Origin of the sequence: Salicibibacter cibarius, from assembly GCF_016495725.1 — a bacterium.
Classification (GTDB): domain Bacteria; phylum Bacillota; class Bacilli; order Bacillales; family Marinococcaceae; genus Salicibibacter; species Salicibibacter cibarius.
On the sequence record NZ_CP054705.1, the window covers coordinates 608,851 to 633,031 of the forward strand.

General features: G+C 38.0%; 23 protein-coding genes. All 23 read left to right on the forward strand.

The window, feature by feature from the left end:
* Positions 1 to 53: 53 nt before the first annotated feature.
* The gene (locus HUG15_RS03210; RefSeq protein WP_200126969.1) at positions 54 to 758 is read left to right on the forward strand and encodes an isochorismatase family protein; all 705 of its coding nucleotides are present in this window, start codon (positions 54 to 56) and stop codon (positions 756 to 758) included.
* A complete protein-coding gene (locus HUG15_RS03215; protein WP_200126970.1) occupies positions 755 to 1,567 on the forward strand; it encodes a DUF3891 family protein in 813 nt (270 codons plus the stop codon). The genes HUG15_RS03210 and HUG15_RS03215 overlap by 4 nt, the downstream gene beginning before the upstream one ends.
* A 281-nt stretch (positions 1,568 to 1,848) precedes the next feature.
* A complete protein-coding gene (locus tag HUG15_RS03220; RefSeq protein ID WP_200126971.1) occupies positions 1,849 to 2,937 on the forward strand; it encodes a zinc-dependent alcohol dehydrogenase in 1,089 nt (362 codons plus the stop codon).
* Between the two features lie 17 nt (positions 2,938 to 2,954).
* Positions 2,955 to 4,127 carry an aromatic ring-hydroxylating oxygenase subunit alpha gene (locus HUG15_RS03225; protein ID WP_211202330.1) on the forward strand — a complete coding sequence of 391 codons (1,173 nt, stop codon included), beginning with the start codon at positions 2,955 to 2,957 and terminating at the stop codon, positions 4,125 to 4,127.
* 231 nt (positions 4,128 to 4,358) lie between these two features.
* The gene (locus tag HUG15_RS03230; RefSeq protein ID WP_200126973.1) at positions 4,359 to 4,841 is read left to right on the forward strand and encodes an aromatic-ring-hydroxylating dioxygenase subunit beta; all 483 of its coding nucleotides are present in this window, start codon (positions 4,359 to 4,361) and stop codon (positions 4,839 to 4,841) included.
* 51 nt (positions 4,842 to 4,892) lie between these two features.
* Complete coding sequence (locus tag HUG15_RS03235) at positions 4,893 to 5,129, forward strand: ferredoxin family protein (protein ID WP_200126974.1); 237 nt, start codon at positions 4,893 to 4,895, stop codon at positions 5,127 to 5,129.
* 104 nt (positions 5,130 to 5,233) lie between these two features.
* Entirely contained in the window at positions 5,234 to 6,229 is a 996-nt protein-coding gene (locus HUG15_RS03240) for an NAD(P)/FAD-dependent oxidoreductase (protein ID WP_211202381.1), read from the forward strand.
* A gap of 120 nt (positions 6,230 to 6,349) precedes the next feature.
* Positions 6,350 to 7,306 (forward strand): CobW family GTP-binding protein, encoded by a 957-nt coding sequence (locus tag HUG15_RS03245; RefSeq protein WP_200126978.1) that lies wholly within the window; start codon positions 6,350 to 6,352, stop codon positions 7,304 to 7,306.
* A gap of 520 nt (positions 7,307 to 7,826) precedes the next feature.
* Entirely contained in the window at positions 7,827 to 10,151 is a 2,325-nt protein-coding gene (locus HUG15_RS03250) for a molybdopterin-dependent oxidoreductase (protein WP_200126980.1), read from the forward strand.
* 169 nt (positions 10,152 to 10,320) lie between these two features.
* Positions 10,321 to 10,914, forward strand: a complete 594-nt coding sequence (locus tag HUG15_RS03255) for a nucleotidyltransferase family protein (RefSeq protein WP_211202331.1) — start codon at positions 10,321 to 10,323, stop codon at positions 10,912 to 10,914.
* 339 nt (positions 10,915 to 11,253) lie between these two features.
* Positions 11,254 to 11,625 (forward strand): DsrE family protein, encoded by a 372-nt coding sequence (locus HUG15_RS03260; protein WP_200126984.1) that lies wholly within the window; start codon positions 11,254 to 11,256, stop codon positions 11,623 to 11,625.
* Between the two features lie 39 nt (positions 11,626 to 11,664).
* On the forward strand, positions 11,665 to 12,111 hold the full coding sequence (locus tag HUG15_RS03265) for an SRPBCC family protein (RefSeq protein ID WP_200126986.1): 447 nt from the start codon (positions 11,665 to 11,667) through the stop codon (positions 12,109 to 12,111).
* Between the two features lie 37 nt (positions 12,112 to 12,148).
* Positions 12,149 to 13,024 carry an FAD binding domain-containing protein gene (locus HUG15_RS03270; protein WP_200126988.1) on the forward strand — a complete coding sequence of 292 codons (876 nt, stop codon included), beginning with the start codon at positions 12,149 to 12,151 and terminating at the stop codon, positions 13,022 to 13,024.
* A gap of 3 nt (positions 13,025 to 13,027) precedes the next feature.
* Complete coding sequence (locus tag HUG15_RS03275) at positions 13,028 to 13,519, forward strand: (2Fe-2S)-binding protein (protein ID WP_200126990.1); 492 nt, start codon at positions 13,028 to 13,030, stop codon at positions 13,517 to 13,519.
* Positions 13,516 to 15,867 carry a xanthine dehydrogenase family protein molybdopterin-binding subunit gene (locus HUG15_RS03280; RefSeq protein WP_200126992.1) on the forward strand — a complete coding sequence of 784 codons (2,352 nt, stop codon included), beginning with the start codon at positions 13,516 to 13,518 and terminating at the stop codon, positions 15,865 to 15,867. The genes HUG15_RS03275 and HUG15_RS03280 overlap by 4 nt, the downstream gene beginning before the upstream one ends.
* 11 nt (positions 15,868 to 15,878) lie before the next feature.
* Complete coding sequence (locus HUG15_RS03285) at positions 15,879 to 16,790, forward strand: AAA family ATPase (protein ID WP_200126994.1); 912 nt, start codon at positions 15,879 to 15,881, stop codon at positions 16,788 to 16,790.
* 3 nt (positions 16,791 to 16,793) lie between these two features.
* Positions 16,794 to 17,963 (forward strand): VWA domain-containing protein, encoded by a 1,170-nt coding sequence (locus HUG15_RS03290; protein WP_200126995.1) that lies wholly within the window; start codon positions 16,794 to 16,796, stop codon positions 17,961 to 17,963.
* A gap of 24 nt (positions 17,964 to 17,987) precedes the next feature.
* Positions 17,988 to 19,037 carry an XdhC family protein gene (locus tag HUG15_RS03295; RefSeq protein ID WP_200126997.1) on the forward strand — a complete coding sequence of 350 codons (1,050 nt, stop codon included), beginning with the start codon at positions 17,988 to 17,990 and terminating at the stop codon, positions 19,035 to 19,037.
* A gap of 18 nt (positions 19,038 to 19,055) precedes the next feature.
* The gene (locus HUG15_RS03300; protein ID WP_211202332.1) at positions 19,056 to 19,556 is read left to right on the forward strand and encodes a TRAP transporter small permease; all 501 of its coding nucleotides are present in this window, start codon (positions 19,056 to 19,058) and stop codon (positions 19,554 to 19,556) included.
* 58 nt (positions 19,557 to 19,614) lie between these two features.
* Entirely contained in the window at positions 19,615 to 20,895 is a 1,281-nt protein-coding gene (locus HUG15_RS03305; protein ID WP_200127001.1) for a TRAP transporter large permease, read from the forward strand.
* Positions 20,896 to 20,952: 57 nt separating this feature from the next.
* Positions 20,953 to 21,981, forward strand: a complete 1,029-nt coding sequence (locus HUG15_RS03310; RefSeq protein ID WP_200127003.1) for a TRAP transporter substrate-binding protein — start codon at positions 20,953 to 20,955, stop codon at positions 21,979 to 21,981.
* Positions 21,982 to 22,005: 24 nt separating this feature from the next.
* Positions 22,006 to 22,761 (forward strand): maleate cis-trans isomerase family protein, encoded by a 756-nt coding sequence (locus HUG15_RS03315; RefSeq protein WP_200127005.1) that lies wholly within the window; start codon positions 22,006 to 22,008, stop codon positions 22,759 to 22,761.
* A 178-nt stretch (positions 22,762 to 22,939) separates the two neighbouring features.
* Positions 22,940 to 24,148 carry a benzoate/H(+) symporter BenE family transporter gene (locus tag HUG15_RS03320; protein WP_200127007.1) on the forward strand — a complete coding sequence of 403 codons (1,209 nt, stop codon included), beginning with the start codon at positions 22,940 to 22,942 and terminating at the stop codon, positions 24,146 to 24,148.
* The last annotated feature ends 33 nt before the right edge of the window (positions 24,149 to 24,181 follow it).

Sequence of the window (24,181 nt, forward strand, 5' to 3'; positions counted from 1 at the left end):
TTTAACTGCATATGTTAGTTAGTGCTAACTAAAAAATGGAAAGGGTGAACATTATGGCAACTGTATGGGATCAATATTTAGATGAAAGGGATTCAGAAGTTTATTCTAAAGCAGGTTTCGGGCGACAAAATGGTATTGGGCAAAAACCTGCACTGGTTATTGTGGATGTCACTTATGGTTTTGCAGGTGATGAAGAAGAACCTGTTGAAGAATCAATAAAAAAGTATCCTACAAGTTGTGGGGCAACCAGTTGGGAATCCATCCCTTATATAAAAAAATTATTAACATTATCCCGGGAGGTTGAAATCCCAGTATTTTATACTGTTATTGAAGGGAGCAAGAGAACCTCAAACCATAATGTTGCTGTCAAAGGCGATATCTTTAACCACCCTCAGTTGATGGAGGGGTCAACAGGGTCTCAAATTGTAGAAGATTTAGCCCCTATTAATGGTGAGGAAGTGATATCAAAGAAAAAACCGAGTGCTTTTTTTGGTACACCTTTAGAATCTTATTTAACAGCTGAAAAAGTGGATTCTGTTATTGTTACTGGTTGCACAACTAGTGGCTGCATAAGGGCCACAGTAATTGATGCTTTTTCTTATAATTATCAAGTAATTGTTCCTGAAGAATGTGTTTTTGATCGAGGTATTACTTCCCATGCCATTAATTTATTTGATATGCAGCAAAAATATGCAGATGTTTACAAGACAGAAGATGTTATTGAGCAATTAAACAAAATTGAAGGAGGATTACAATGATTATTTCTACACAAAATGGTGATTTGGTATTGGTGCGACAAGATGATCATGGGATACATGCAGGGGAAGTTACACAACAATGGGGGAATGAAGAATTTGAAAGAACTTCATCACATGATTCTGTAGCTCTAGCAGTTAAAAATCACGATATCGGGTGGAAGGAACCTGATGATGAAGTGCTATTCAACAATGAAGTTCTACAGCCGTTGAATTTTATAGACGTTAACCTAAAAAAACATGCGGAGTTTTATGAACAAGGTTACAGAAGAGTTCTTGAGGAAGATTCATATGCAGGCCTTTTAGTTGGGATGCACTGGATAGGTTTGTATACAAGACGATTCGGCTACGATCCTACTTTTACCTATAAAGTATCAGATGATTTGTTGGGATATATGAACGAAGTTATTTTGAGTCAACAAAAAAACTGGGTCGATATCAAACAAAAATTGTGGAATATCAATGAGCCGCGTAGCCAATTTGAAGATAGGATTTGGATGGATTATGAATTGGTGCAGGTGATGGATCGACTATCCCTATTTATGTGTATGAATGATCCGAGTGAAAAAAATGAAGTTGAGCTTGGTCCAGTTAGAAAATCACAAAACGGAGAATCTGTTTATCTCACGGTAAGGTCAGAAGGTAGCGGAGTGATTAGTGTTGACCCGTTCCCTTTTGCAAAAGAATTTCAAGCCACATATTTAGCACGCAAAATTTCAGATCATGCGTATAGTTCGCAAAAAGATGCTCGTAAACTATTAGAAGAGACCTCAAAGCAACCAATAACATGGGATATTATATCTAAACCATGAATTAAAGGGGATTAAATGTGATGGTAATGAGTGTAATAAATGAATAAATCTTGGATGCTGAAAAATGAATTCGCGTGTGTAGACCTACAAATTGATCATTCAGCAAATGGTCTAAGGTTACAGATTAAAGATCTTAAGACTGGAAAGACTTCCTACCTTGATCCATTGGAATTAGAGAGCTTGGCATGGGTTGAACACAAAGATCTTAATCAATTTCTTGATCCATCCCTAACCAGGTGGAAGAGTGTGAATTGAATTTATAAAAGGGAAGGTGATGATGAATGTCTACCAAATCAAAGGCAGCAGTACTTACTGGAAAAGAAAAAATAGAAATTAAAGAATTCCCTTTACCGAAAATTGGTAACAATGATGGATTATTGAGGGTTGAAGCATGTGGGGTATGTGGGTTTGACAGTGAAGCCTATTTGTTTGGGGGAAATGGAGTTCACCAGCTCCCATGCGTGATAGGCCACGAAATTGTTGGCCGAGTTGACAACATAGGAGCTGAAGCTTCGGAACGATGGAGTCTAAAAACAGGAGACCGCATAGTTGTTGAAGAGTATATCCCATGTGGACTATGTGATGCTTGCCTCACTGGAAACTATCAACAGTGTTTTGATCTGCGGTATGGTTCTATGCGTGAAGATCATCCTCAAACGGCGTTATGGGGAGGGTTCTCGGAATATATGTATTTACATCCCCGCTCAATTGTTCATAAAGTAGATCCTAATGTTTCGGCAGAATTGTTGCAGTTATTTATACCGATTTCCAATGGTATTCATTGGGTTCAAGAAGTTGGGAAAAGCAAAGTAGGAGACACAGTTGTCATTCAAGGTCCAGGACCTATGGGTTTAGGAGCGGTAATTGGAGCAAAGGAAGCAGGGGCAGGTAAGATTATTGTCACTGGACTTCAAAAAGATGAACACAGGTTGCAAATAGCTAAAGATTTTGGTGCTGATCACATTTTTACCGCTGATACACAAGACATTGTTAACGAAGTCAGCGAAGTTACCAATGGAAAAATGGCTGATACGGTTATCAATGCTGCCACTGCACCACAACAGTTTGTGACAGCTTTAGATCTTGCGGGTAGATTAGGAACAGTTGTACATTCGGGAACGGACTACAATTTATCACCGGAATTTATATCGAGCAAAATAACATGGAAGCTTCTTACAATAAAAGGTGTGTTGGGACGGCCAAAAGAAACAGTCGGAGTAGCATTAAGATTGATTGAATCTGGTAAATATGCATTATGGAAAATGATTACACATAGTTATTCAATAGAGGAAGCCGGAAAAGCTGTTCATAAACATGCGTATGGGGAAGATGATTGTATTCATGTTGCTGTAGTTAATAATAACAAATGAAAGTAGGTGCATTTCATATGATAAATCAGGTTAATATTGAGGATTATATTACAGGGGGAGCAGTTCACGGGAAGATATATACAGACCCAGAAATATTCAATCTAGAATTAGATAATATTTTTAAAAATACATGGGTGTATGTGGCCCATGAAAGTGAGGTAGCAAACAAAGGAGATTATAAAACAACGTATATTGGTGATCAACCGGTGATTGTCACTAGAGGAGCTGATGAACCAGAATTTCATGTAATGTTTAACCGTTGTCGACATAAAGGAGCAAGCGTTTGCCAGCAAGAAAAGGGCAATGCCAACTTCTTCAGATGTGCATACCATGGTTGGACGTATCAAAATAATGGTAAATTAACAGGAATGCCATTTCCAGATGGTTACGCTGATGATTTTAAAAAGGAAGATATGGGATTATTACATGTTCCCAGAGTTGAAAGTTACCGTGGATTTATTTTTGCGAGTATAAATGAGAACGTTCCTAGTCTAGAAGAGCATCTTGGATACGCCAAGAAATATATTGACTATGTGGTGGATGAAGATTCTGAGGGAATTGGTTTAACAGCAGGATCGCATAAATACGCTTATGATGGGAATTGGAAGTTACAAATAGAAAATACAATTGATCCATATCATTTGAACTTTACTCATCACAGCTTTTTTAAGATACTGGAAAAAAACACTGGCAAAAAAATTAACTTTAAAAAAATGCACAACAACGAAAGAATTAAAGATCTAGGGAATGGGCACTCACTATATGAATTAGATGGGGATATAGGGATTGGGGCGTTACCATTTAACTTGATTATATTTCCGAACCTTGGTTTTGTTGGATCGCATGTACGTGTTACCCATCCAGTTTCTGTTGATAAAACAAAAGTAGATCTATATCCAATTATGTTGCAGGGAGCTTCTGAAGAAGAGAATGCAGAAAGGTTGAGAAAGCATGAAGGTTTCTATGGGCCTGCTGCGTTTGGGACTGCTGATGACATGGAAGTAGGATTTGATCGTGTACGCGAAGGTCTACAAGCTGATGCACATGAAGAAGATTGGTTGCATATTAGTCGAGGTCAGAATCGTGAAACAATAGATGAGGATGGTTTAATTACAGCAACCTCAAGTGATGAAGTGGCAGCAAGGGCTTTATATAAAGAATGGCATCGCTTGATGACCACCTCTAATTAAGCGAGTGCTTGCCTGAGGGTGAACGAAAAATTACCGACACGGACGAAAAGGATAACGCAAAGCCGCACAACTAGTCATTCGTCCGTTGTTGGTTCGCAGAACGACCTTTAGCTTTATTATAGTTAAACGGCATGCAGAGCTGAGATGTAGATCTACTGCTTATAACTGAACTCAAGGATAAGAGTATATAGAGTATATTAGATGAAATCTTATTGCATAGGAGGATTATTAATGGAATCCACTCAAAATATAATCACCGATATAGAAGAATTTATATATAAAGAGGCTGATCTTATTAATAGTGAACAATTAAATGAATGGTTAGAATTGTTTACAGATGACGCCTTTTATTGGATACCTTCTAACTCAGATGACATCGATCCTAAAAAACATGTTTCTATTATATATGATGATCGTAAACGTTTAGAAGAAAGGGTTTGGCGAATTGAAAGCGGGCAGGCTTATGGCCAACAACCTCGTTCTAAGACTCGCCACATTATCTCTAATGTATTTATTAAGGATAGTGATACTGATATGGTCGTTGTATCATCAAATTTTATGATTGTTGAGATGAGACGTAGCAAACAAACTATATATTCCGGACGTTTTGAACACCAATTGGTCCGAGAAGAATCATCGTGGAAAATAGGTTCTAAAAAAGTAGAATTGATTAATAATGATGAGTATTTAGGAAATCTTAGTTTTATTTTGTAGTCATATGTATAAAATAACAAAAACCTAAGCAAAGAAGAAAGGAGTTTAAATATGCCGTTCGTAATTACATCACCATGCGAAGGAGAGAAAAACGGTTCTTGTGTCGAAGTGTGCCCTGTTGATTGCATAGATGAAGGAAAGGATATGTTTTTCATTGACCCGGAAATCTGTATAGATTGTGGGGCATGTGAACCTGTATGCCCGGTAGAAGCTATATATCCAGACGATGAAGTGCCTGAAGAAGAAAGCCATTATATTGAATTAAATAGAGTTTATTCCGAAGCTTAAAACGCTATAAAGTGTTCTTAATCTACGTTAAACAAGTGTATACTTTATAATGCTTATAAGCTGGTCAAGTAAAAAGCAAATTTTTATTTATTTGGAGGTACCCAATCGTGAAAGATACATCCGCTGATTTATACGACATCACCGTTATTGGTGGAGGACCTGCCGGACTGTTTACTGCCTTCTATGGTGGAATGCGTCAAGCCAAAGTGAAGATTATTGAGAGCATGCCTCAGCTGGGGGGACAACTTTCTGCACTTTACCCAGAAAAATATATTTATGACGTTGCTGGCTTTCCTAAGATCCGAGCACAAGAACTTGTAGACAATCTAGTCGATCAGATGCAGATGTTTGAACAAACCGTTGTACTTGATCAATCAGTTGAAATGGTAAATAAACTTAATGATGAAACTTTTCGCATTGAGACCGATAAAGAAATTCATTATTCACGTACTATTATCATAGCTGCTGGCGTTGGCGCATTTCAACCGCGAAAGCTAAAAATTGAAGAGGCGACAAAATACGAAGGCAAAAACCTTCATTACTTCATTGACAATCTTGGAGCGTTCAAAAACAAGGATGTTTTAATTTGCGGAGGTGGAGACTCTGCCGTGGACTGGTCGCTTATGCTCGCTAGGGACTCAAATGTCACGCTGACACATCGCCGTGAAAAATTCCGTGCGCATGAACACAGTGTTACTGAATTGAAAGCTGCTCCCATTCAAATGCACACTCCTTTTGAGGTCAGTGAGCTTCGGGGGAATGGAGAGAAAATTGAACAAGTTGTTCTTCAAGAAGTGAAAGGAACCAATCAAAAAATTGTTGACGTTGACAACGTGATCGTTAATTATGGTTTCATTTCATCCCTTGGCCCCATCAAGACTTGGGGTCTCGATACAACGAAGAATTCGATTGTAGTGAATTCACGCATGGAAACAAATATTAAAGGAATTTACGCAGCAGGTGATATTACCACATACGATGGAAAAATCAAGCTGATTGCAACAGGGTTTGGTGAAGCACCAACGGCAGTCAGTAATGCTAAAGCCTATATGGATCCTGAATCTCGTCTGCAACCCGCTCATAGCACTCATATGTTTTGAAAAGATAAATGGTGTTATTCCCAGGCAGCACATGACGTAGGATGTCTTTTTACAAATCAACACTTCTTCTGTAATTTATAAAGAGAAGGAGTGTTTCAATCTATAGAAGGGAAATTATTAATGGATGCCCGAGTGCCAGTGATCGTCATAAATGGATTTTTAGGAAGCGGAAAAACCACTTTACTGAAAAGTCTTATAAAAGAAACTAAAGAAAAAGGATTGAAGGCTTCTGTTTTAATAAATGAGTTCGGAAAAAATGATACAGATGGTCAAATTGTTTCGCCGGAAATTAATAGTAAAGACATTGAAACAATAGTAGATGGATGTATTTGTTGCACAAAAAAAAGTGAAGTAGTATATAGCCTTGAAAAGTTACTCAGGAAAAGTCCTGATGTTATATTTGTGGAATCAACTGGTGTAGCAAACCCGGAAGAGATTGTGGATGCATTCTCTAATCGAGAAATAATTTCTAAGTTATTTTTGTCTAAAATGGTTACTATGATAGATGCACAACAATTATTGGAACAAAATATACTTTTGGATAAAAAACTTCAAAATACTGTGGAAACCCAAATGATAGCTGCTGATTTATTAATTGTAAATAAAATAGACTTAATTGATAAAACGTCTAAACCAGAAATTATTACAGATATACGGGAAAATAATGAACGAGGGAAAATTATTTTTACAACTTACAGTACCTTTGATTATAAATATATTTTTGAATCTGTGACAAATAAGACCAAATCTTTAACATCATTATTTGATCGGGATAGTCAACACGGAAACCTTTCCTACACTTCTCTAGCAACTATAACATTACCTGCACCTAATAACTTAAATGAGGAGAAATTTAAATCTTTTCTTTTATCATTGCATCCAAATTTGTTGCGAGCTAAGGGTTATGTAGGTTTACAAGACAAAAATGGTTTATTCTTATTACAACATGTCAAAAATAATACTGTATTTCAAAAGGTTGAATATCATAAAGAGACTTATTTAACGTTTATTGGAATTGATTTGGATGCAAAACAAATATATGAGGGAATTAATTCACTCCAAAATCAGAACAGCTGAATTGAATATCCAAAATGATGTAGCCCTTGGAATTTGAAGGCGGTGGAGGCCGGCTCCCTGCTGATAATCTTTCTTCACTCTTGTTTTTCCGTTCGCATGAGGTGAGGCTTGAAAAGAAATTCAGTTGTCGATTGATTTCGTATAAGTAAGTTCGGCTGTGTCGCGTCCGAACATCCGCAGGATCAATACAGCGCTACTTCGGGATGTTCTGGGTTTGGCAAAATTATTTGATTTCATTTCCATTGCCATTCGGGCAGAATGCCCCCAGGCAAAATTTGAATATCACTGTTTGTCTCTATGTTCGCTCTACTTCTGATATTGTCAAACCCATTTGATTTCATTTCATTACCGATCGGGCAGAGGCAATGCATGGGTATCATAAGCGATATCCAAAAGTATGCGACCAATCGATCCAGGGTGTAGCGTTTAAAAATCAACCGCGCTCGCGACAAAATTAACCGAATTCATACCGGATGCAGTTTTTGGCTGTTACACTTTTATTGAAGGAGTAATCCTATAAATGAAATCCAATAAAGCATTTGTCGCGACTCATTGGGGATCCTATCAAGTTAAGATTCGCAACGAGGTTGTTGAAAACGTACAAGCATCACGGAAAGACTCTAACCCCTCGTTTATTGGAGAATTATTGTATGATATAACAGATTCTGATTACCGAATTGCCCAGCCCATGGTCAGAGCAGGGTATTTAAAGGGGGATGCCAATCATCGTCAATCTCGAGGAAAGGATTCGTTTGTACCTGTAAGTTGGGAAGAAGGACTTGATCTTGCTGCTTCCGCACTTAAGAATGCAAAAGACAGAGCCGGAAATAGGGGAATTTACGGTGGATCATACGGATGGGCTAGTGCTGGACGATTTCATCATGCAATAAGCCAAGTGAAACGATTTCTAAATACAATCGGGGGGTTTACTTCGAAGGTGAACTCGTACTCTGCGGCTGCGGCGGAAGTTATCACTCCCCATGTGATAGGTAGTAACTTGTATAATGTGACACACTTACTAAATCTTAATGAAGTAGCAAAGCACGGTGATTTCCTTATCGCCTTTGGAGGTATAAATGAATACAATAACCAAGTTGTCCCCGGTGGAGTGGTAAACCACCGTGATAGAGACGCTATAGAAAGACTTATTGAGGCGAGGACTGAGGTCATTTCAATAAGCCCATTAAGATCTGACACGCCCAGTGATTTACCAGTTGAGTGGATGACTCCGAGACCATGCACAGACGTTGCTATTATGTTGGCGATTGCCCATTATCTAGAGACAGAGAATAAGGTTGATTTAGATTTCATTGACCGTTACACAGTAGGTTACGACAAATTTAAAGCCTACCTCCTCGGTCGAAATGACGGTATTGCCAAAGATTCCGCATGGGCAGCAATCGTTACCGGAATCAGTGCAGATGATATTAAACATCTCGCAGCAAAATTCTCTAATGCGCGTTGCCCGGTAATCCAGGTAACACAATCGGTACAACGATCAGAGCACGGTGAGCAATCGTATTGGCTGGCAATCACCCTTGCCGCAATGGTGGGCTCTATTGGAAAACCAGGGGGCGGTGTTGGACTTATAGCAAATGCTAGCGGGTTTAGCGTTCACGGTAGGCCCCCTTTCAAGTGGGAGAGTTTTCCACAAGGTGAGAATCCAGTTTCGCAATCAATCCCTGTTGCCCGTATTGCAGATATGCTGTTAAATCCAGGGGAATCTTATACTTACAACGGGGAGTTGAAAACCTATCCAGATATCGAGCTTATATATTGGGCTGGCGGCAATCCATTTCACCATCACCAAGATTTAAACAAACTTCGGCGTGCTTGGCGTAAGCCAGAGACGGTGATTGTTAATGAATCTGTTTGGACCGCTACAGCACGTCATGCGGACATCGTGTTTCCAGTTACTACATTTCTGGAACGCAACGATTTCGTTTGCGGATGGGGTTCCTATATTTCTCCCTCGAAAAAAGCGTTGGAGAATTACGGTCAATCAAGAAACGATTTTGAAATTTTCTGTGGGTTGGCTGAGCGGCTAGGTGTTCTTGAGGAGTTTTCTGAAGGGCTCGATGAGATGACATGGCTTGAAACTCTTTATCAAGATAGTCGGTCTAACGCGAAAGAGGTGGGAATCGACCTCCCCCCCTTTGACGAATTCTGGGAGAAAGGTGAACCGATTAACTTTGAGTCCCAGATCCCAGAACAGGATACCTTTATGTCACAGTTCCGCAGGGATCCCCAGGGCTACCCACTTTCAACACCATCAGGGAAGATTGAAATCTACTCAAGCACAATCGATTCATTCGGATATTCTGACTGTGGTGGGTACCCTCAATGGTATGACAAACGTGAATTGCTGGGAGGTTCACGTGCGAAAGATTTTCCCTTACACATGATTTCACATCAACCACGCAATAAACTTCATAGTCAGTTGGATTTTGGTAAATTCAGTCGTAAGGATAAAACAAATGGGCGGGAGACGGTGACCTTGAATCCCACCGATGCTAGTGCGCGGGGAATTGAAGATGGTATGATCGTGCGTATCTTTAATGATCGAGGCGCTTGCTTGGCAGGAGCGCGCCTTTCACATGATATCATGCGAGCGGTAATCGCAATTCCCACTGGTGCCTGGTATTGTCCAGATGAAGTTGAAGGTCCAGAGAGCCTAGAGTATCATGGTAATCCAAATGCCTTAACACTGGACTTAGGCACGTCATCCCTTGCGCAAGGTTCAATCGCCCACAGCTGTTTAGTTGACATCGAACCGTTTTATGGCTTCACCCCAGAAATTGACGTACTGTTAAAACCGAGATTTACCTCCAGTACAGACTTATAAATGCTGCTATCATGTGTACAGCCTTATTATGGCATCTAGACATAGTGAAGTGTATTTGTTAGCAAGGTCGAAATTTTCTATTTGACAGAGTTGTCCACCATTTAAACTTCCAAAGTCGCATCTGACTTGGTGAATGCCGGAAGGCTATAAATATACGAGGGAGTTTATTATGTCAATTCCAATTACTGCAGTTATCTTGGCAGCAGGACAATCGAAAAGAATGAATGACTTTAAACAATTATTGCCTATTTGTGGCACTCCTATGTTGGCCAATGTTATCAATAAAGTTTTGTCTTTTCCATTTGAGCGGGTCTTAGGGGTAATTGGTTATCAAGCAGAGTTGTTAATGTCTGAAATTCATGTTGAAGATTCTCGGTTTAGTTGGTTGAACAATAAAGATTATAAAGATGGAATGAGTACGTCACTAAAAAAAGCGGCTGCCTATTGTTCTACACAACATAATGGATTGATGGTTTTTTTGGGTGATCAACCCTTTATAACTCAGGATACTATCCGCAGTTTATTATCTAAAATCGAAGAGCAACGGGCATTAAAAAGAGTAGTTATTCAACCCTCTTATCAAAAGGAAAGGGGTCATCCCGTTTTCCTATCAAAGGAACTATTTCCACATTTATATCGTTTGGAGGGGGATATTGGAGCAAAACAAATTTTTTCAGCTGCAGATATCCATGAAATTTTTCCGGTCAAAGATAAAGGAGTTATTTCAGATATCGATAATCCAAAAGATTATTTTTACAGCTAATAATATCAGTAGGCAGGTTATAGACAATTCATAAATTCATAAAGCAAACAGTGACCCAATTAATTTAGAAAAGTCAATAATCCATCATTGACAATTTAATGAATTTGATTTAAGGTTATGTTAGTTAGTATTAACACACAGTGCATTCGAAATAACCATTTAGGGTGAGTTTGAAGTTCCAGCTTACGGTATACATTAGGAATATATGTAATTTTAAAATTTAATATAGACTTAATAACCGTGAATTTAATTCTGTGATACTTGAGAAATTGAAAATACCAGTAAATTGGAAAATGCCCTGAGTATTTGAAAAATAATAATTATTGGAGAGGAACTATTATGGCTAAGCTTTTAATTCATTTAACGCATGGTCCTGATGCTCCTACACAAGCTGACCGAGCATTTTTAATTGCTAAAACAGCAGTAAGAGAAGGGCACCAGGTTTCAATGTTTTTAGCAGGAAAAGCAGTAGAGTTACTGAGAGATGAAGTCTTAGATAGTGTATTGGGAGTGGGAAAAGGAGTTACTACGGTACGTGAATCTTATAACGAAATTATTGAAGGGAACGGAAAGATTTACTTGTCTCAGGTATCATGCGGAGCAAGAGGAATAACAGATGAAGATTTACAAAATAAAGATGTAGAACTGGGAGAGCCAAATGTTTTGGTGCAATTGACCGTGGAGCACGATCAAGTAATAACCTATGGATAAATAAAATTAAAACATAATTGATTGCGGAGGTATATATCAATGAATATTAATGGAAAAGAGAAATTCGAAGATCCATTAGAAAAGGTTTGGGATTCTTTGCATGATCCAGAAATATTAAAGAACATAATTCCTGGATGTGAAGAATTAAATTATCAAGGTGATGGAGAGTATGAAGTGATTATGAAGCTTGGTGTAGCCGCTGTAAAAGGGGAGTACACAGGAAAGGTCAAACTGGACGATATTGAAAAACCGTATCATTATATATTAACAGCGCAAGGCAGTGGGTCTCCCGGTCATGTGGATGTAGAAATGGATTGTAAATTAAACGAATTAGAAGATGAAGGGTGCGAGCTAGTTTGGGACTGTCAAGCAGACGTTGGAGGTAAAATTGCCGGTGTTGGTTCACGAGTTTTAGGAGGTATCGCAAAATACATGGCTGGTAAGTTTTTCAAGGACATGAAAAGCCAAATGAAAGCAAAAGCTTAAATCAATAACCTACTTGAAAAATTTGGAGGTCAGGGTTATGAAACCAGCACATTTTGAATACTTAAAACCAATTACACCTGATGAGTTGTATAATCAGCTTTCATTTTACGGTGAGGATGCAAAAATCATGGCAGGTGGCCAAAGTTTAGTGCCAATAATGAATATGAGGCTATCAACCCCGAAATATATTATTGATATTAATCATATAGAAGATTTTAGTTATATCAAATTGGACGGAGATCATATTGCCATTGGCGCGTTGACAAGACAGACCGAAGTTGAGAACTCGTCCATCGTAGAAAAATATTGCCCGCTATTACAAGAGGCAATCCGGTATGTAGGTCATGCTCAGATTCGAAATATGGGGACTATTGGAGGGACGATAGCTCATGCAGATCCTTCTGCTGAAGTACCATGTGTTCTCAGTACTTTGAGAGGAGAAATTGTAGTTGCTAATGTTGAAGAAGAGCGGGTTGTGTCACCAGAAGAATTTTTTCTTACGTATATGTTGAGTTCCCTTGAACCCACAGAAGTAATTAAAGAAATTCGAATTCCAATTTTAAGTAAGGATAGCGGTTATGCATTTGAAGAAATAGCTAGGAGAGATGGAGATTTCGCTATCCTTGAAGCCATTGCTGTTATTGACCTTAATGAAAATGGACAGGTAGCTGCCGCTAAGATAGGTGTGGGCGGGGCAGGTCCTACTCCTGAGATTCTGGAAGATGTAGAAGATTTTGTTGTGGGAAAAGAACTTACAGATAATGTGTTAGACGATGCGTGTGAACAAATTAAGGACATTTTAGAGCCTGATAGCGATCTTCACGGGTCAGCTGAATACAGAAAAGATTTAGCATCTGTCTTGGTGAAACGTGCTTTGGAAACTGCGCTCACCAGAGCAAAGGAAGGTGCATAAAACATGACTGAAACTATTAGCGTATTAGTGAATGGTAAAAAAATTACTAGTGAAGTAGAACCTCGATTATTATTATCAGATTATTTGCGTGAAAAATTGGATTTGACTGGCACACATCTAGGTTGTGAACACGGTGTATGTGGTGCTTGTACAATACTTGTTAACGGAAGAACAGTACGTTCATGCCTCATGTTGGCTGTTCAAGTAGATGGATGTGAAGTGGATACTGTTGAATCATTGACAGAAGGAGATGGTATGTTGTCACCCCTACAACAAGCGTTTGCTGATAATCATGCACTACAATGCGGATTCTGCACTCCAGGATTTCTCATGACAATCACAGGGTTTTTAGAAAATAATCCCGACCCAAATGACGAAGAAATTAAGCAAGCAATATCAGGAAATCTATGCCGATGTACTGGCTATACAAATATACTCAAAGCAGTAAAACAGGTTTCTAAAAGCAGGAAGTTGAAAGAGGTAGTTAAAGAATGACATTCACAGGAAAAAATATAAAACGTAAAGAAGATTATCGACTTCTTTCCGGTAATAGCCAATTTGTTGCTGATATGCAGGAACCCGGAATGGCTGAAGCTTTATTTGTGCGAAGCGAACATGCCCATGCAAAACTCAATAAGATTGATATTTCAAAAGCTGAAAATATGGGTGGTGTTTACTCAGTCATTATAGCTGAACATTTTAATGGTGAGGTTGATCAACTCCCTCCACATTCAGAATTTACGTTGCCGCAAAACTTGATTGATGAAATTAATCCAATAATTCAACCTTGTCCGGAGGATATATTAGCCAAAGATCGTGTGATATATGTCGGCCAACCGATTGCCATTATTGTTGCTGACAACAGATACATTGCCGAAGATGCAGCGGAGTTAATAGAAATTGAATATGAGTCACTTCCGTCAATAACTGATCCATACAAGGCTATGGAACAAGATGTAGACATTATTCATGAACAAATGAGCTCTAACATTCAAGCGCAGTTTGATTTGAGTACTGGGAACTATGATCAGGCATTAAAAGATTCTGATAATGTCTTGAAAGAAAGAATAAAGACCCCAAGAGTAGCTGCTAACCCTATAGAAACTAGAGGGATTTTAAGCACATACGATTCACGAAATGGCAAACTTCAAGTGTGGTCATCTACTCAGGTAACGTTTATGGTTCGCAAATACATTTCCAAATTATTAGGTCTTGTTGAACATAATGTACGTGTGGTTGCCCCAGATGTAGGTGGTGGATTTGGGTCAAAATGTGCTGTTTACCCAGAAGAAATTATTATTCCATATCTTTCGATGAAACTTGATCGTCCTGTTCGTTGGATTGAAGATCGTATGGAACACCTTTTAAGCACACGACAATCTCGTGACCAAACTCATGATGTGAAAGTATCTTATAATAATGATGGAACCATAACCGGGATTCAAGACTATTTTGTTCTTGATAATGGTGCATATAATCCTTTGGTACTCACATGTTCATATAACACGGCTGCACATTTACGAGGAGTGTATGACATTCCTAACTTTGTAATAGGAGGTAATTGTGTAGTTACAAATAAGGCACCTACTATTGCTTATCGAGGTGCAGGAAGGCCTGAGGCTGTTTTTGTAATGGATCGAATTATCCATTTGGTTGCAACTAGTCTTGAGTTGGATCCGGTAGAGGTAATGATGAAAAATATGATTAAACCTGAACAATTGCCGTACGACTCAGGTTTGATCTATAGAGATGGAGAAAAAGTCATCTATGATTCCGGCGATTATCCTGATGGTCTAAAACAAGCATTAGAACTTGCCAATTATGACAAATTCCGGAAAGAACAAAAAAAAGTAAAGTCTGATGGATCTTATGTCGGTATCGGTATATCATCATATGTGGAAGGTACTGGTATAGGTCCTCATGAAGGTGCAATTGTTAGATTGGATAGTTCAGGGCATGTAATGGCTTTTGTTGGATCTGCACCACATGGCCAAAGTCATGAGACAACTCTCTCGCAAATTTGTGCAGATGAATTCGGGTTGGATCCTGAAAAGGTAACGGTAAAAGCCGGCGATACGGACTTAATTCCCTACGGGGTAGGAACGTTTGCAAGCCGAGGTGCTGTGACGGCCGGTAATGCCGTACACGTGGCGTCTAAAAAATTACAAGAAAAATTATTAGCTATAGCTGGAGAAATACTAGAGATATCACCATCAGATCTTGAAATGAACGATGGAAAAGTATTTCCACGAGCGATGCAGAATAAATACGTCACCTTAGAAGATCTTGCCTTGGCCGCTAAGCCGGGTCCAAAATGTAAAGTGCCAGAAGGTATGGAACCTGGTGTAGAGGCTACACATTATTTTGTACCTCCTACAGTTACGTATTCCTCAGGTTATCACGTTGCAATAGTAGAAGTAGATGAAGAAACAGGATTTGTAGATATTTTGAAATATTATGTGGTACATGATGCTGGAAAAGTTTTGAATCCAAAGATTGTAGACGGCCAAATCCAGGGTGGTGTTGCCCAAGGAATAGGAGCAGCCTTATACGAAGAATTAGTATATGACGATAATGGCCAGTTACTAACCGGAACATATATGGACTATTTGATTCCAACTGCTATGGAAATCCCTGATGTAGAGATGGACCACCAGGAATTTTTATCAACTAGAAACCCAATGGGAGTCAAAGGTGTAGGAGAAGGTGGGACAATCTCTCCTCCAGCAGCAATAACAAATGCGGTCTGTGATGCACTGAATCCATTAGATATCAAATTGAATGACCTACCGATCAGCCCTTCTAAACTGAGACAACGAATCAAAGTAGCCAAAACTTCTTAAGGAGTCTCGGAATGGACCTCTTTAATAGTGATCAATTAAAGCAACTTCAAAATCAATTAGAGCAAAATCAATATTTTGCTGATTTGGATTTGATAATCTCTATTTTTCTATCTAATAATTTAGAGCGCCCTTTGTTCATTGAGGGGGAGCCAGGAGTCGGAAAAACGGAAATAGCAAAAGTAATGGCCAACGTTCTAAACGCAGAGTTAATCCGCGTTCAATGCTATCCTGGAATGGAAAGTGATGAAATTCTTTACGAATGGAATTATTTAAAACAGATTTTAAGTCTTCGAATGAAGGAAGACCAGTTAAATGAGGCAAATAAAAAAATACACTATATGGATTTATTTTCGAAGGAATTTCTAATAGCGCGCCCATTAATGAAAGCCATTACACAAGAGAAGCCTGTAGTTTTGTTAATAGATGAAATTGATCGAGCAGATGAACGTTTTGAAGCGTATTTACTGGAATATCTGTCGGATTTCCAGATTAGTGTACCTGAACTAGGCACTATCAAAGCATTAAATACGCCTTACGTTACAATAACCTCAAATTCTACAAGGGATATTCACGATGCGCTCAAAAGACGATGCATATATCAGTGGATAGACTTCCCATCATATGAAAAAGAAAAGAGCATTGTTTTATCTAAAACTAATGATTTATCTGCAAAGATGGCTGAACAAATCTGTGTGTTCATGTCCGTGATTAGACAATACCCATTTGAAAAAAAGCCAGGTTTGTCTGAGACCTTAGATTGGGCAGAAGTGGTTACACAGTTGGAAATCAACGAATTGTTTCATAAGGACATAGCAAAAACATTCGGATGCTTATTTAAAAGTAAAGAAGATGTGAGCTTAGCAGAGAATTTATTAGAGCAAATGTTCGGAGAATCTAAATCATTTTTATCAAGATTGAGTTGATAAATGATGAAATACCTTCAAATTAATGATGATATATTTCAATTCTGTCAACTGCTACGTCAAGAAGGGATGAAGGTCAGTCAAGCGGATATCCTTGTAACATTTGATGCCTTACACTATATAAATTTGTTTAACAAAGAGGAAGTCTATTATACATTAAGGGCTGTGCTATGCCGTGATCAGGAAGATTATAAACCATTCGATAGAGTTTTTAAAGGCTTTTGGAAACAAGAAAAATCCTATGCGGGAAAAGAATACGAGGACGATACAACTTTAAAACAAGATGAAGTTGATGATTATAATGAAGATATTATTCATAAACAAAGTCCGAGCATTCAACCACCGGCGGAAGATGGAACTAACACTGGAAATGTAGATGGAACATTTTTGGAAGATAGTATGCTTGAATTTAATAAAGTCGGTACCTATTCACCACAGGAGCAGTTAACGGATAAAATATTTATGAGTCACGACACAACGGATAAAGAAACATTACAAAAACAGTTATACGTATTGTTGCCACTAATTAAAAATTCTTTGGTGAAAGATCGATTAATAAATGGAAGATCTCAAATAAATTTTAGACAAACAATACGAAAGAATATTAAATATGGAGGGGAAGAAATTCTTCGTCTGTATCAATCAGGAGAAAATAGAAATAGATATAATTCTCTTGTTGTGTTAGCTGATGTGAGTGGCTCAATGGAATATTATATAAAACTGTTCCTTCCGTTGATATATCAATTACACCGTCATACGGCTCCTATGGATGTTTTCTTGTTTAGTACCACAATTTATATTATTACGTCTTATTTAAAGAAAGACTATTTAGAAACAATGAAACGGTTGGAAGAACATTTGAATAAAGTATCCAGCGGAACTAATATTGGCAAAAGCTTGAAAACGTTTAGACAACAATCATCAACTAAACTATCACCATACATGACGACTGTTATATTTCTTAGTGATGGGTGGGATCGAGGTAATTATGATCAATTAAGAAAAGAAATAAAATTTTTACGTAGTAGTGTTTACAACATAATCTGGTTGAATCCTTTGTTAGGGAAAAATGGTTATGTTCCTCAAACGAATGCTTTTGAAGTCGTTAGCCCCTATGTGGATCACATGATCTCTTTAGATGTTTATAAATCATTGTTGAGAAATGTTAAATAAGTTAATTTTTGGGCGGGGGATTAGATGTCTTTAATAGGAGAAGCACGTGCGATGATGCGTTATATAGAGCAAGCTTGGAATAGAGGTTGTCGAGCAGCTTTGTTAACAATAGCCAATGTACAGGGTTCATCATATCGACAACCCGGTGCGAAGATGATGGTAACGTCAGATGAAGTTATGCATGGAAATTTAAGTGGTGGGTGTTTGGAAGCTGACTTAAGAGAATGGGCAAAAAAAGCTATTAAAGATGGAGAGCCCCTACTAAAAGGTTATAACTTATCTGACACTGATGTATGGAGTTTGGGAATTGGTTGTAAAGGTTCTATAGAAGTGTGGATCACACCTGTTAATAAAGAAAACTGTTTCTGGAAAGTTTATCAAGATGGAATCAATAAAAATAAACATGTTTCACTTATTGCTGAAATACCATCAGGGGCTAAACTACTTTTAGATGAAAATAAAAATACACTGATAAGAGATGGGGATGTCCCTGAAGAACTGATCGAGCATGAACATAATACATCTCTATATCACAAGAAAACTAATACTATAGTTTATGAAGGACGACAATTCTTGATTGATCCGATTAATTTAAATGAGGAGTTAATTATTTCTGGCGCAGGTCATGATGCTGTTCCTGTAGTTGAACTGGCAGCTAAAGTAGGATTTGATGTAACCGTTTTAGATCCACGAGAGACATTTAATAATATGGATCGCTTTCCAAAAGCATCTCACCTCGTCAAAGATCCTGAAGATACAGATCCAACTCGTTTAGCAAAAAAATGGTGGGTGATCATGAATCATCAACAGTTAAGGGATGAAGCTTGCCTAAAACTTGCTGTAAATAGTCAAGCACAATATATCGGTGTGCTAGGGCCGCTGAAACGTACAAGGGAGATGTTGGATAATATAAATCAAAATTTTAATGATGGGCCGATACATGCTCCGGTTGGCCATGACCTTGCGGCGGAAACAATAGACGAGGTAGCAGTTAGCATCATTTCAGAATTAATGGCTGTTAGAGGTAAGAGGAGTGGCCAATCTCTTCATGGGAAACAAAAAATTCACAATTAATAGGAAGGGGATCTGTACGTGAATATATTTCGTAGAATTAGAAGTTTCATTGAAAAACTTGTATATATGATCAGTATATTTTCAATGGGCGCTTTGGCTATAGTTATGATTATTGGTGTTTTTTCTCGCTATATTCTTGAAATCTCCCTTCCTTGGGTTAACGAACTATCATTATTTTTGTTCGCATGGGTAACATTTTTGGGCGCAACGGTGGGTATAAAAAATAATGATATGGCCGCTGTACGTATTATAGTAGACAAATTTTCTGGATTAAATCTGCGTGTTATAAATTTCGTAATACAGTTGTTCATTTTACTTTTTTCTGTTATTTTATTTTATTTCTCGTACATTTTGTTTACATCACCGGCCACCCAGAATACCCTTGCCATTTCTTTAGGAATACCGATGTGGATTCCTTACATTGTTTTACCGATTGCATTTTTAATAATGATATTGTTCAGTATTAACAATATGATAGAAATAGTGAAGAAAAATGATAAAACACAAAGTAATATGTGATACAAGATGATTAAAGGTTTAATTCTAACTATTTTGTTTGAAAAGGAGGCGTCCGTATATGGAAGTACTTGCATTAATTGGATTTATCATTTTGTTGCTTCTAGGTGTACCTATTGCACTTGTACTGGGTTTTACATCTATAATGTTAATTTTGATAGATGGCGATTTTAGTATGCTCAATTCTATGCCACAAATGGCATTCTCTGGTACCCAAAATTTTGGTTTGCTTGCTATTCCATTATTTATTCTAGTTGGTGAGTTGATGAGTTATGGGGGGATAACCCCACGCTTAATCAAATTTTGTAACGAGGTTATAGGGCACTTTCGTGGTGGATTAGCCTATGTAAACGTGGCTGCGAATATGTTCTTAGCATCAATTTTAGGATCAGCAAATTCACAGAGTGCCGTCATGAGTCGAGTGATGGTTCCAGAAATGGAAAGGGAAGGATATAGGCGGGATTTTAGCGCTGGCTTGACGACTTCTTCGTCATTGATTGGGTCGACACTTCCACCAAGTGTATCTTTTATAATATTTGGGGTTACAGGCGGTGTGTCCATCGCCGGCTTGTTCCTAGCAGGCATTGTTCCGAGTCTGTTACTTGGGCTTGCATTTGTCATTTACATATATATCTTATCGATTAAAGAAGATTTCCCTAAACAAGATAAAAAGACTTCTTTTATCCAAATATCAAAATCTTTAATTAGGATTATCCCTGCAATTTCCATTCCTTTTATAATTATTTTTGGAATAATTTCAGGGATAATGACCATAACAGAATCAGCCGCTGTTGCTGCATTAATTGCTTTTCTTGTTGGTGTATTTCTTTATCGAGATTTAAAAATGAAGGATATACCGAAAATTCTTTTTCAAACAGTATCCAATTCAGCAATTGTTACATTTTTAGTCGCAATGGCTAGTATATTTGCCTGGATATTAACAAAAGAGAGGCTTCCTCAAATAATTGGAGAGGGACTGCAGACCGTTACCGAGAACCCTCTTTTATTTTTACTATTGGTGAATGTCGTTTTACTATTGATAGGAATGATCATGGAAGGACTTGCAGCCATGATTATACTGATTCCTATTTTGCTTCCTGTTGCGATGGAATTGGGCATAGATCCTTTGCATTTTGGTGTCATTATGGTCTTTAACTTGGCATTAGGCTTGTTAACGCCACCAGTCGGCACGGCATTATTTATTACTTCGTCAATAGCAAAAGTCAAATTGGAACATCTCATAATAAGGGTAATTCCATTCCTTATTATTGGTGTTATCTTGTTAATCTTAATCACTTATGTACCTGCTCTAAGCACATGGGTGCCAAGTTTACTAGAATAGAGGACGAATGTGTGATCATTAACCTACAAATATGACTAAAATTGGGAGGTGGAAAAAATGGATCGAAGACAATTGTTTGGTTTCTTCTTATTACTCTTGTTTATATCAGCTTGTGGTAATGAAGAGGCAAATGTTGAAACCGTGGACGCGACAAATAATGGGGAGCAAAAAGTAATTACCCTTGGTCATGTGACAGCAGATGATCATATACTGCATTTAGCAGTTGAAAAATTTAAAGAGGAGGTTGAAGAAAGATCAGATGGCTCAATGACAGTAGACATTTATCCACAGCAACAACTGGGAGGAGAAGCTGATATGATGGATCAGCTTCGAAACGGAACACTTGATATGGGTGCATTAACGATTGCTGAATTAACAGCTCGATCAGAAGCATTTAATGCTTGGTACATGCCTTATCTACTGGGTGGTTTGGATGCAACTGAGGAAATGCGTCAAACTGAAGAGGCAGATGAAATACTGCACTCATTAGACGATCATGAAGGGGTACACCCATTAAGTTATTATGTGATTGAAAACCGCCATGTTTTTTCTGTAGATGAACCAGTCACTACAATGGAAGACTTCAGAAATTTGCAGGTACGGATTCCGCCGGGAACAGCGATCGATGACTTCTATCAAAGGTTAGGGGCAACACCTTCACCGGTGGAACAGCAAGAAGTATACACATCTCTTCAAACAGGTGTATTGGAGGCTGCTGATGTAGATGTGGATGCGGTTTTGGCCAACAGGTATCATGAAGTTGGAGATCATGTAGCTATGACTGGTCATCATGATTGGGTGATAGGAGTGTTATATAGCCAACCTTTATGGGATCAGTTAACTGAAGAACAGCAAACCATTGTTGAAGAGTCTATAGAAATTGCTGCGCAGTATTCCCATGAAATCAGTGGAGAGTTGCAAGATGAATATATCGAAAGAGCTCAGGAAGAAGGTGTAGAAATACACGAATTCGAAGATATGGATGAAATCACCGAAATAGCTGAAGAAATGCACGAGGATTATGCTACTGACAATGAGCTTATTGAAAATTTTATTGAAAAAGCAAGAGAAATAGAGAATCATTAAAATTTAGTAAAAGGGATGATACTTATGAAAAATAATTATCGTGTAGGTCTTATTGTACCTAGCTCAAATACTACAATGGAAACAGAAATACCCGCCATGTTGAATCGACGAGTAAAAGAAGGATACGAAGGATATTTTACTTTTCACTCTAGTCGTATGCGAATGAAAAACGTAGACAAAGATGAGCTCACAAGAATGGATAAGGATAGTGAAAGGTGCGCTGTTGAATTATCAGATGCTAAATGTGACGTGCTTGCTTATGCCTGTTTAGTCGCAATAATGTGCCAAGGTCCTGGATACCATCAAATTTCGGAAGATAAATTGACGAAAGTGACTGAAGAAAATGGGGGTCCAACAAATGTTGTTAGTAGTGCCGGGGCGCTAATTCAAGGAATCAAGGAATTAAAATCTAAAAAAGTGGCTATTATAACTCCATATATGAAGCCTTTGACAAATCAGGTTATCGATTATATTGAATCAGCAGATATACAGGTAACAGATTCTATTAGTCTGGAAGTAAGTGATAATATAGCAGTAGGTCAACTTGATCCTTTTAATTTGATTAATATTGTGGATGATCTAGATCACAGTGAAGCGGATGCGGTTGTCCTTTCTGCTTGCGTACAAATGCCTTCACTATCAGCAATTCAAAAAGTGGAGGATAAAATAGGAAAGCCTGTTTTATCGGCAGGGACGGCTACCGTGCATCAGATTTTAAAAAGTCTTGATCTGAAACCTGTTGTACCTGATGCTGGGCATTTGTTGTCTCGAGGTTACTAAAATAATTAGTTCTATTTAATGTACCATATGAATGCGGGACACAAACCTTGAAGTAATATTCAATTATGTCAAAAATAGGTGTCTACTAGTATTCATATGGTACTCTTTCAAAGCAAAAAAATTATGCTATGCAGGAATAACGTATTAGTTATTTGTATTAATTTGGAGAGGGCATGAAATGAGAATTATTACTAAAACCAAATATGATAAAGATCCATCCACTAGAAGTTTTCTGAAAGACTTAACTACATCAAACATTTCTGCAGGCATGATATCAGGGACATTAGCTATTGCAGGTCCCCCTGTTATTATTCTTGAAGCAGCTGCAGCCGGAAATTTTACTTATGAACAAACTATATCCTGGATCTTTTCCGTATATTTTTTTGGCGCCTTATTCGGTATTATCTTGTCTATGTATTATCGGATGCCAATTGTGGGGGCGCATTCCATTACAGGTGTCGCTTTTCTGGTCATGGTCACCCCTCAGTTTAGCTATTCTGAACTAATTGGGGGGTATATATTATCTGGTATTATCATTTTTCTAGTTGGGGTTACTAGCTTTTTTACAAAGATCATGAGTTGGATCCCGAAGGAAATAGTCTCAGCAATGTTGGCAGGTATAATTGCTACTTATGTTGTACGTCTAATCCCTGCTTTACAAGATATGCCAATTGTTGGATTTTCAGCACTATTTGTTTTTTTTATGCTAAAAAAATGGGATATTCGTATTCCACCAGTGCTAGGTGCAGTAGCTACAGCACTAATTGTTTTATTAATCACACACGATATTCAAGCGTATTCTTTAGGGACGTCATATGTAATGCCTACTATTCAGATACCAGAGTTTTCTTTGCTTGGCGCTATTTCGATATCGATCCCTTTGGCTTTGTTGATATTAAGTAATGATGCAACTCCTGGGATTGGCGCAGTTGAGCAAAATGGGTTTAAAGCGCCGACAAATCGTATTGTCTCCTTTAGTGGTATCTTCTCAGCTATTGCAGGTTTATTTGGTGGGCAGTCTGCGAATGTGGCTGGACTAATGTCTGCTATTTGTTCTGACGATGATGCTGGTAAAAAAGAAAAAAGGTATATGGCATCTATTATATCTAGCATATTAATATTGATATTTGCCATTATGGCATGGAAATTAGTACCCTTTATCCAAGAATTACCTGAATCATTTACCTCAATGTTAGCTGCATTCGTATTGATTGGTGTGCTCTCATCAAGTCTTAAAATGGGATTTTCAAATCGTCATTATGACTTGAGTGTGATTTTTGCTTTTTTAATCTCTTTGTCTGGAGTTTCTTTTCTTTATCTTAGTTCACCAGTTTGGGCATTAATTGTCGGAACAATAATTGCAAAAACAACTGAAAAAGAAAAATAAATTGGCTGGGCTATATGGAAAGGATAAGCAGGT

Bases quoted from the DNA above. Each gene is read 5' to 3' on its own strand.
- HUG15_RS03210 (WP_200126969.1), top strand. From the start codon at position 54: ATGGCAACTGTATGGGATCAATATTTAGATGAAAGGGATTCAGAAGTT.
- HUG15_RS03215 (WP_200126970.1), top strand. From the start codon at position 755: ATGATTATTTCTACACAAAATGGTGATTTGGTATTGGTGCGACAAGAT.
- HUG15_RS03220 (WP_200126971.1), top strand. From the start codon at position 1,849: ATGTCTACCAAATCAAAGGCAGCAGTACTTACTGGAAAAGAAAAAATA.
- HUG15_RS03225 (WP_211202330.1), top strand. From the start codon at position 2,955: ATGATAAATCAGGTTAATATTGAGGATTATATTACAGGGGGAGCAGTT.
- HUG15_RS03230 (WP_200126973.1), top strand. From the start codon at position 4,359: ATGGAATCCACTCAAAATATAATCACCGATATAGAAGAATTTATATAT.
- HUG15_RS03235 (WP_200126974.1), top strand. From the start codon at position 4,893: ATGCCGTTCGTAATTACATCACCATGCGAAGGAGAGAAAAACGGTTCT.
- HUG15_RS03245 (WP_200126978.1), top strand. From the start codon at position 6,350: ATGGATGCCCGAGTGCCAGTGATCGTCATAAATGGATTTTTAGGAAGC.
- HUG15_RS03250 (WP_200126980.1), top strand. From the start codon at position 7,827: ATGAAATCCAATAAAGCATTTGTCGCGACTCATTGGGGATCCTATCAA.
- HUG15_RS03255 (WP_211202331.1), top strand. From the start codon at position 10,321: ATGTCAATTCCAATTACTGCAGTTATCTTGGCAGCAGGACAATCGAAA.
- HUG15_RS03260 (WP_200126984.1), top strand. From the start codon at position 11,254: ATGGCTAAGCTTTTAATTCATTTAACGCATGGTCCTGATGCTCCTACA.
- HUG15_RS03265 (WP_200126986.1), top strand. From the start codon at position 11,665: ATGAATATTAATGGAAAAGAGAAATTCGAAGATCCATTAGAAAAGGTT.
- HUG15_RS03270 (WP_200126988.1), top strand. From the start codon at position 12,149: ATGAAACCAGCACATTTTGAATACTTAAAACCAATTACACCTGATGAG.
- HUG15_RS03275 (WP_200126990.1), top strand. From the start codon at position 13,028: ATGACTGAAACTATTAGCGTATTAGTGAATGGTAAAAAAATTACTAGT.
- HUG15_RS03280 (WP_200126992.1), top strand. From the start codon at position 13,516: ATGACATTCACAGGAAAAAATATAAAACGTAAAGAAGATTATCGACTT.
- HUG15_RS03285 (WP_200126994.1), top strand. From the start codon at position 15,879: ATGGACCTCTTTAATAGTGATCAATTAAAGCAACTTCAAAATCAATTA.
- HUG15_RS03290 (WP_200126995.1), top strand. From the start codon at position 16,794: ATGATGAAATACCTTCAAATTAATGATGATATATTTCAATTCTGTCAA.
- HUG15_RS03295 (WP_200126997.1), top strand. From the start codon at position 17,988: ATGTCTTTAATAGGAGAAGCACGTGCGATGATGCGTTATATAGAGCAA.
- HUG15_RS03305 (WP_200127001.1), top strand. From the start codon at position 19,615: ATGGAAGTACTTGCATTAATTGGATTTATCATTTTGTTGCTTCTAGGT.
- HUG15_RS03310 (WP_200127003.1), top strand. From the start codon at position 20,953: ATGGATCGAAGACAATTGTTTGGTTTCTTCTTATTACTCTTGTTTATA.
- HUG15_RS03315 (WP_200127005.1), top strand. From the start codon at position 22,006: ATGAAAAATAATTATCGTGTAGGTCTTATTGTACCTAGCTCAAATACT.
- HUG15_RS03320 (WP_200127007.1), top strand. From the start codon at position 22,940: ATGAGAATTATTACTAAAACCAAATATGATAAAGATCCATCCACTAGA.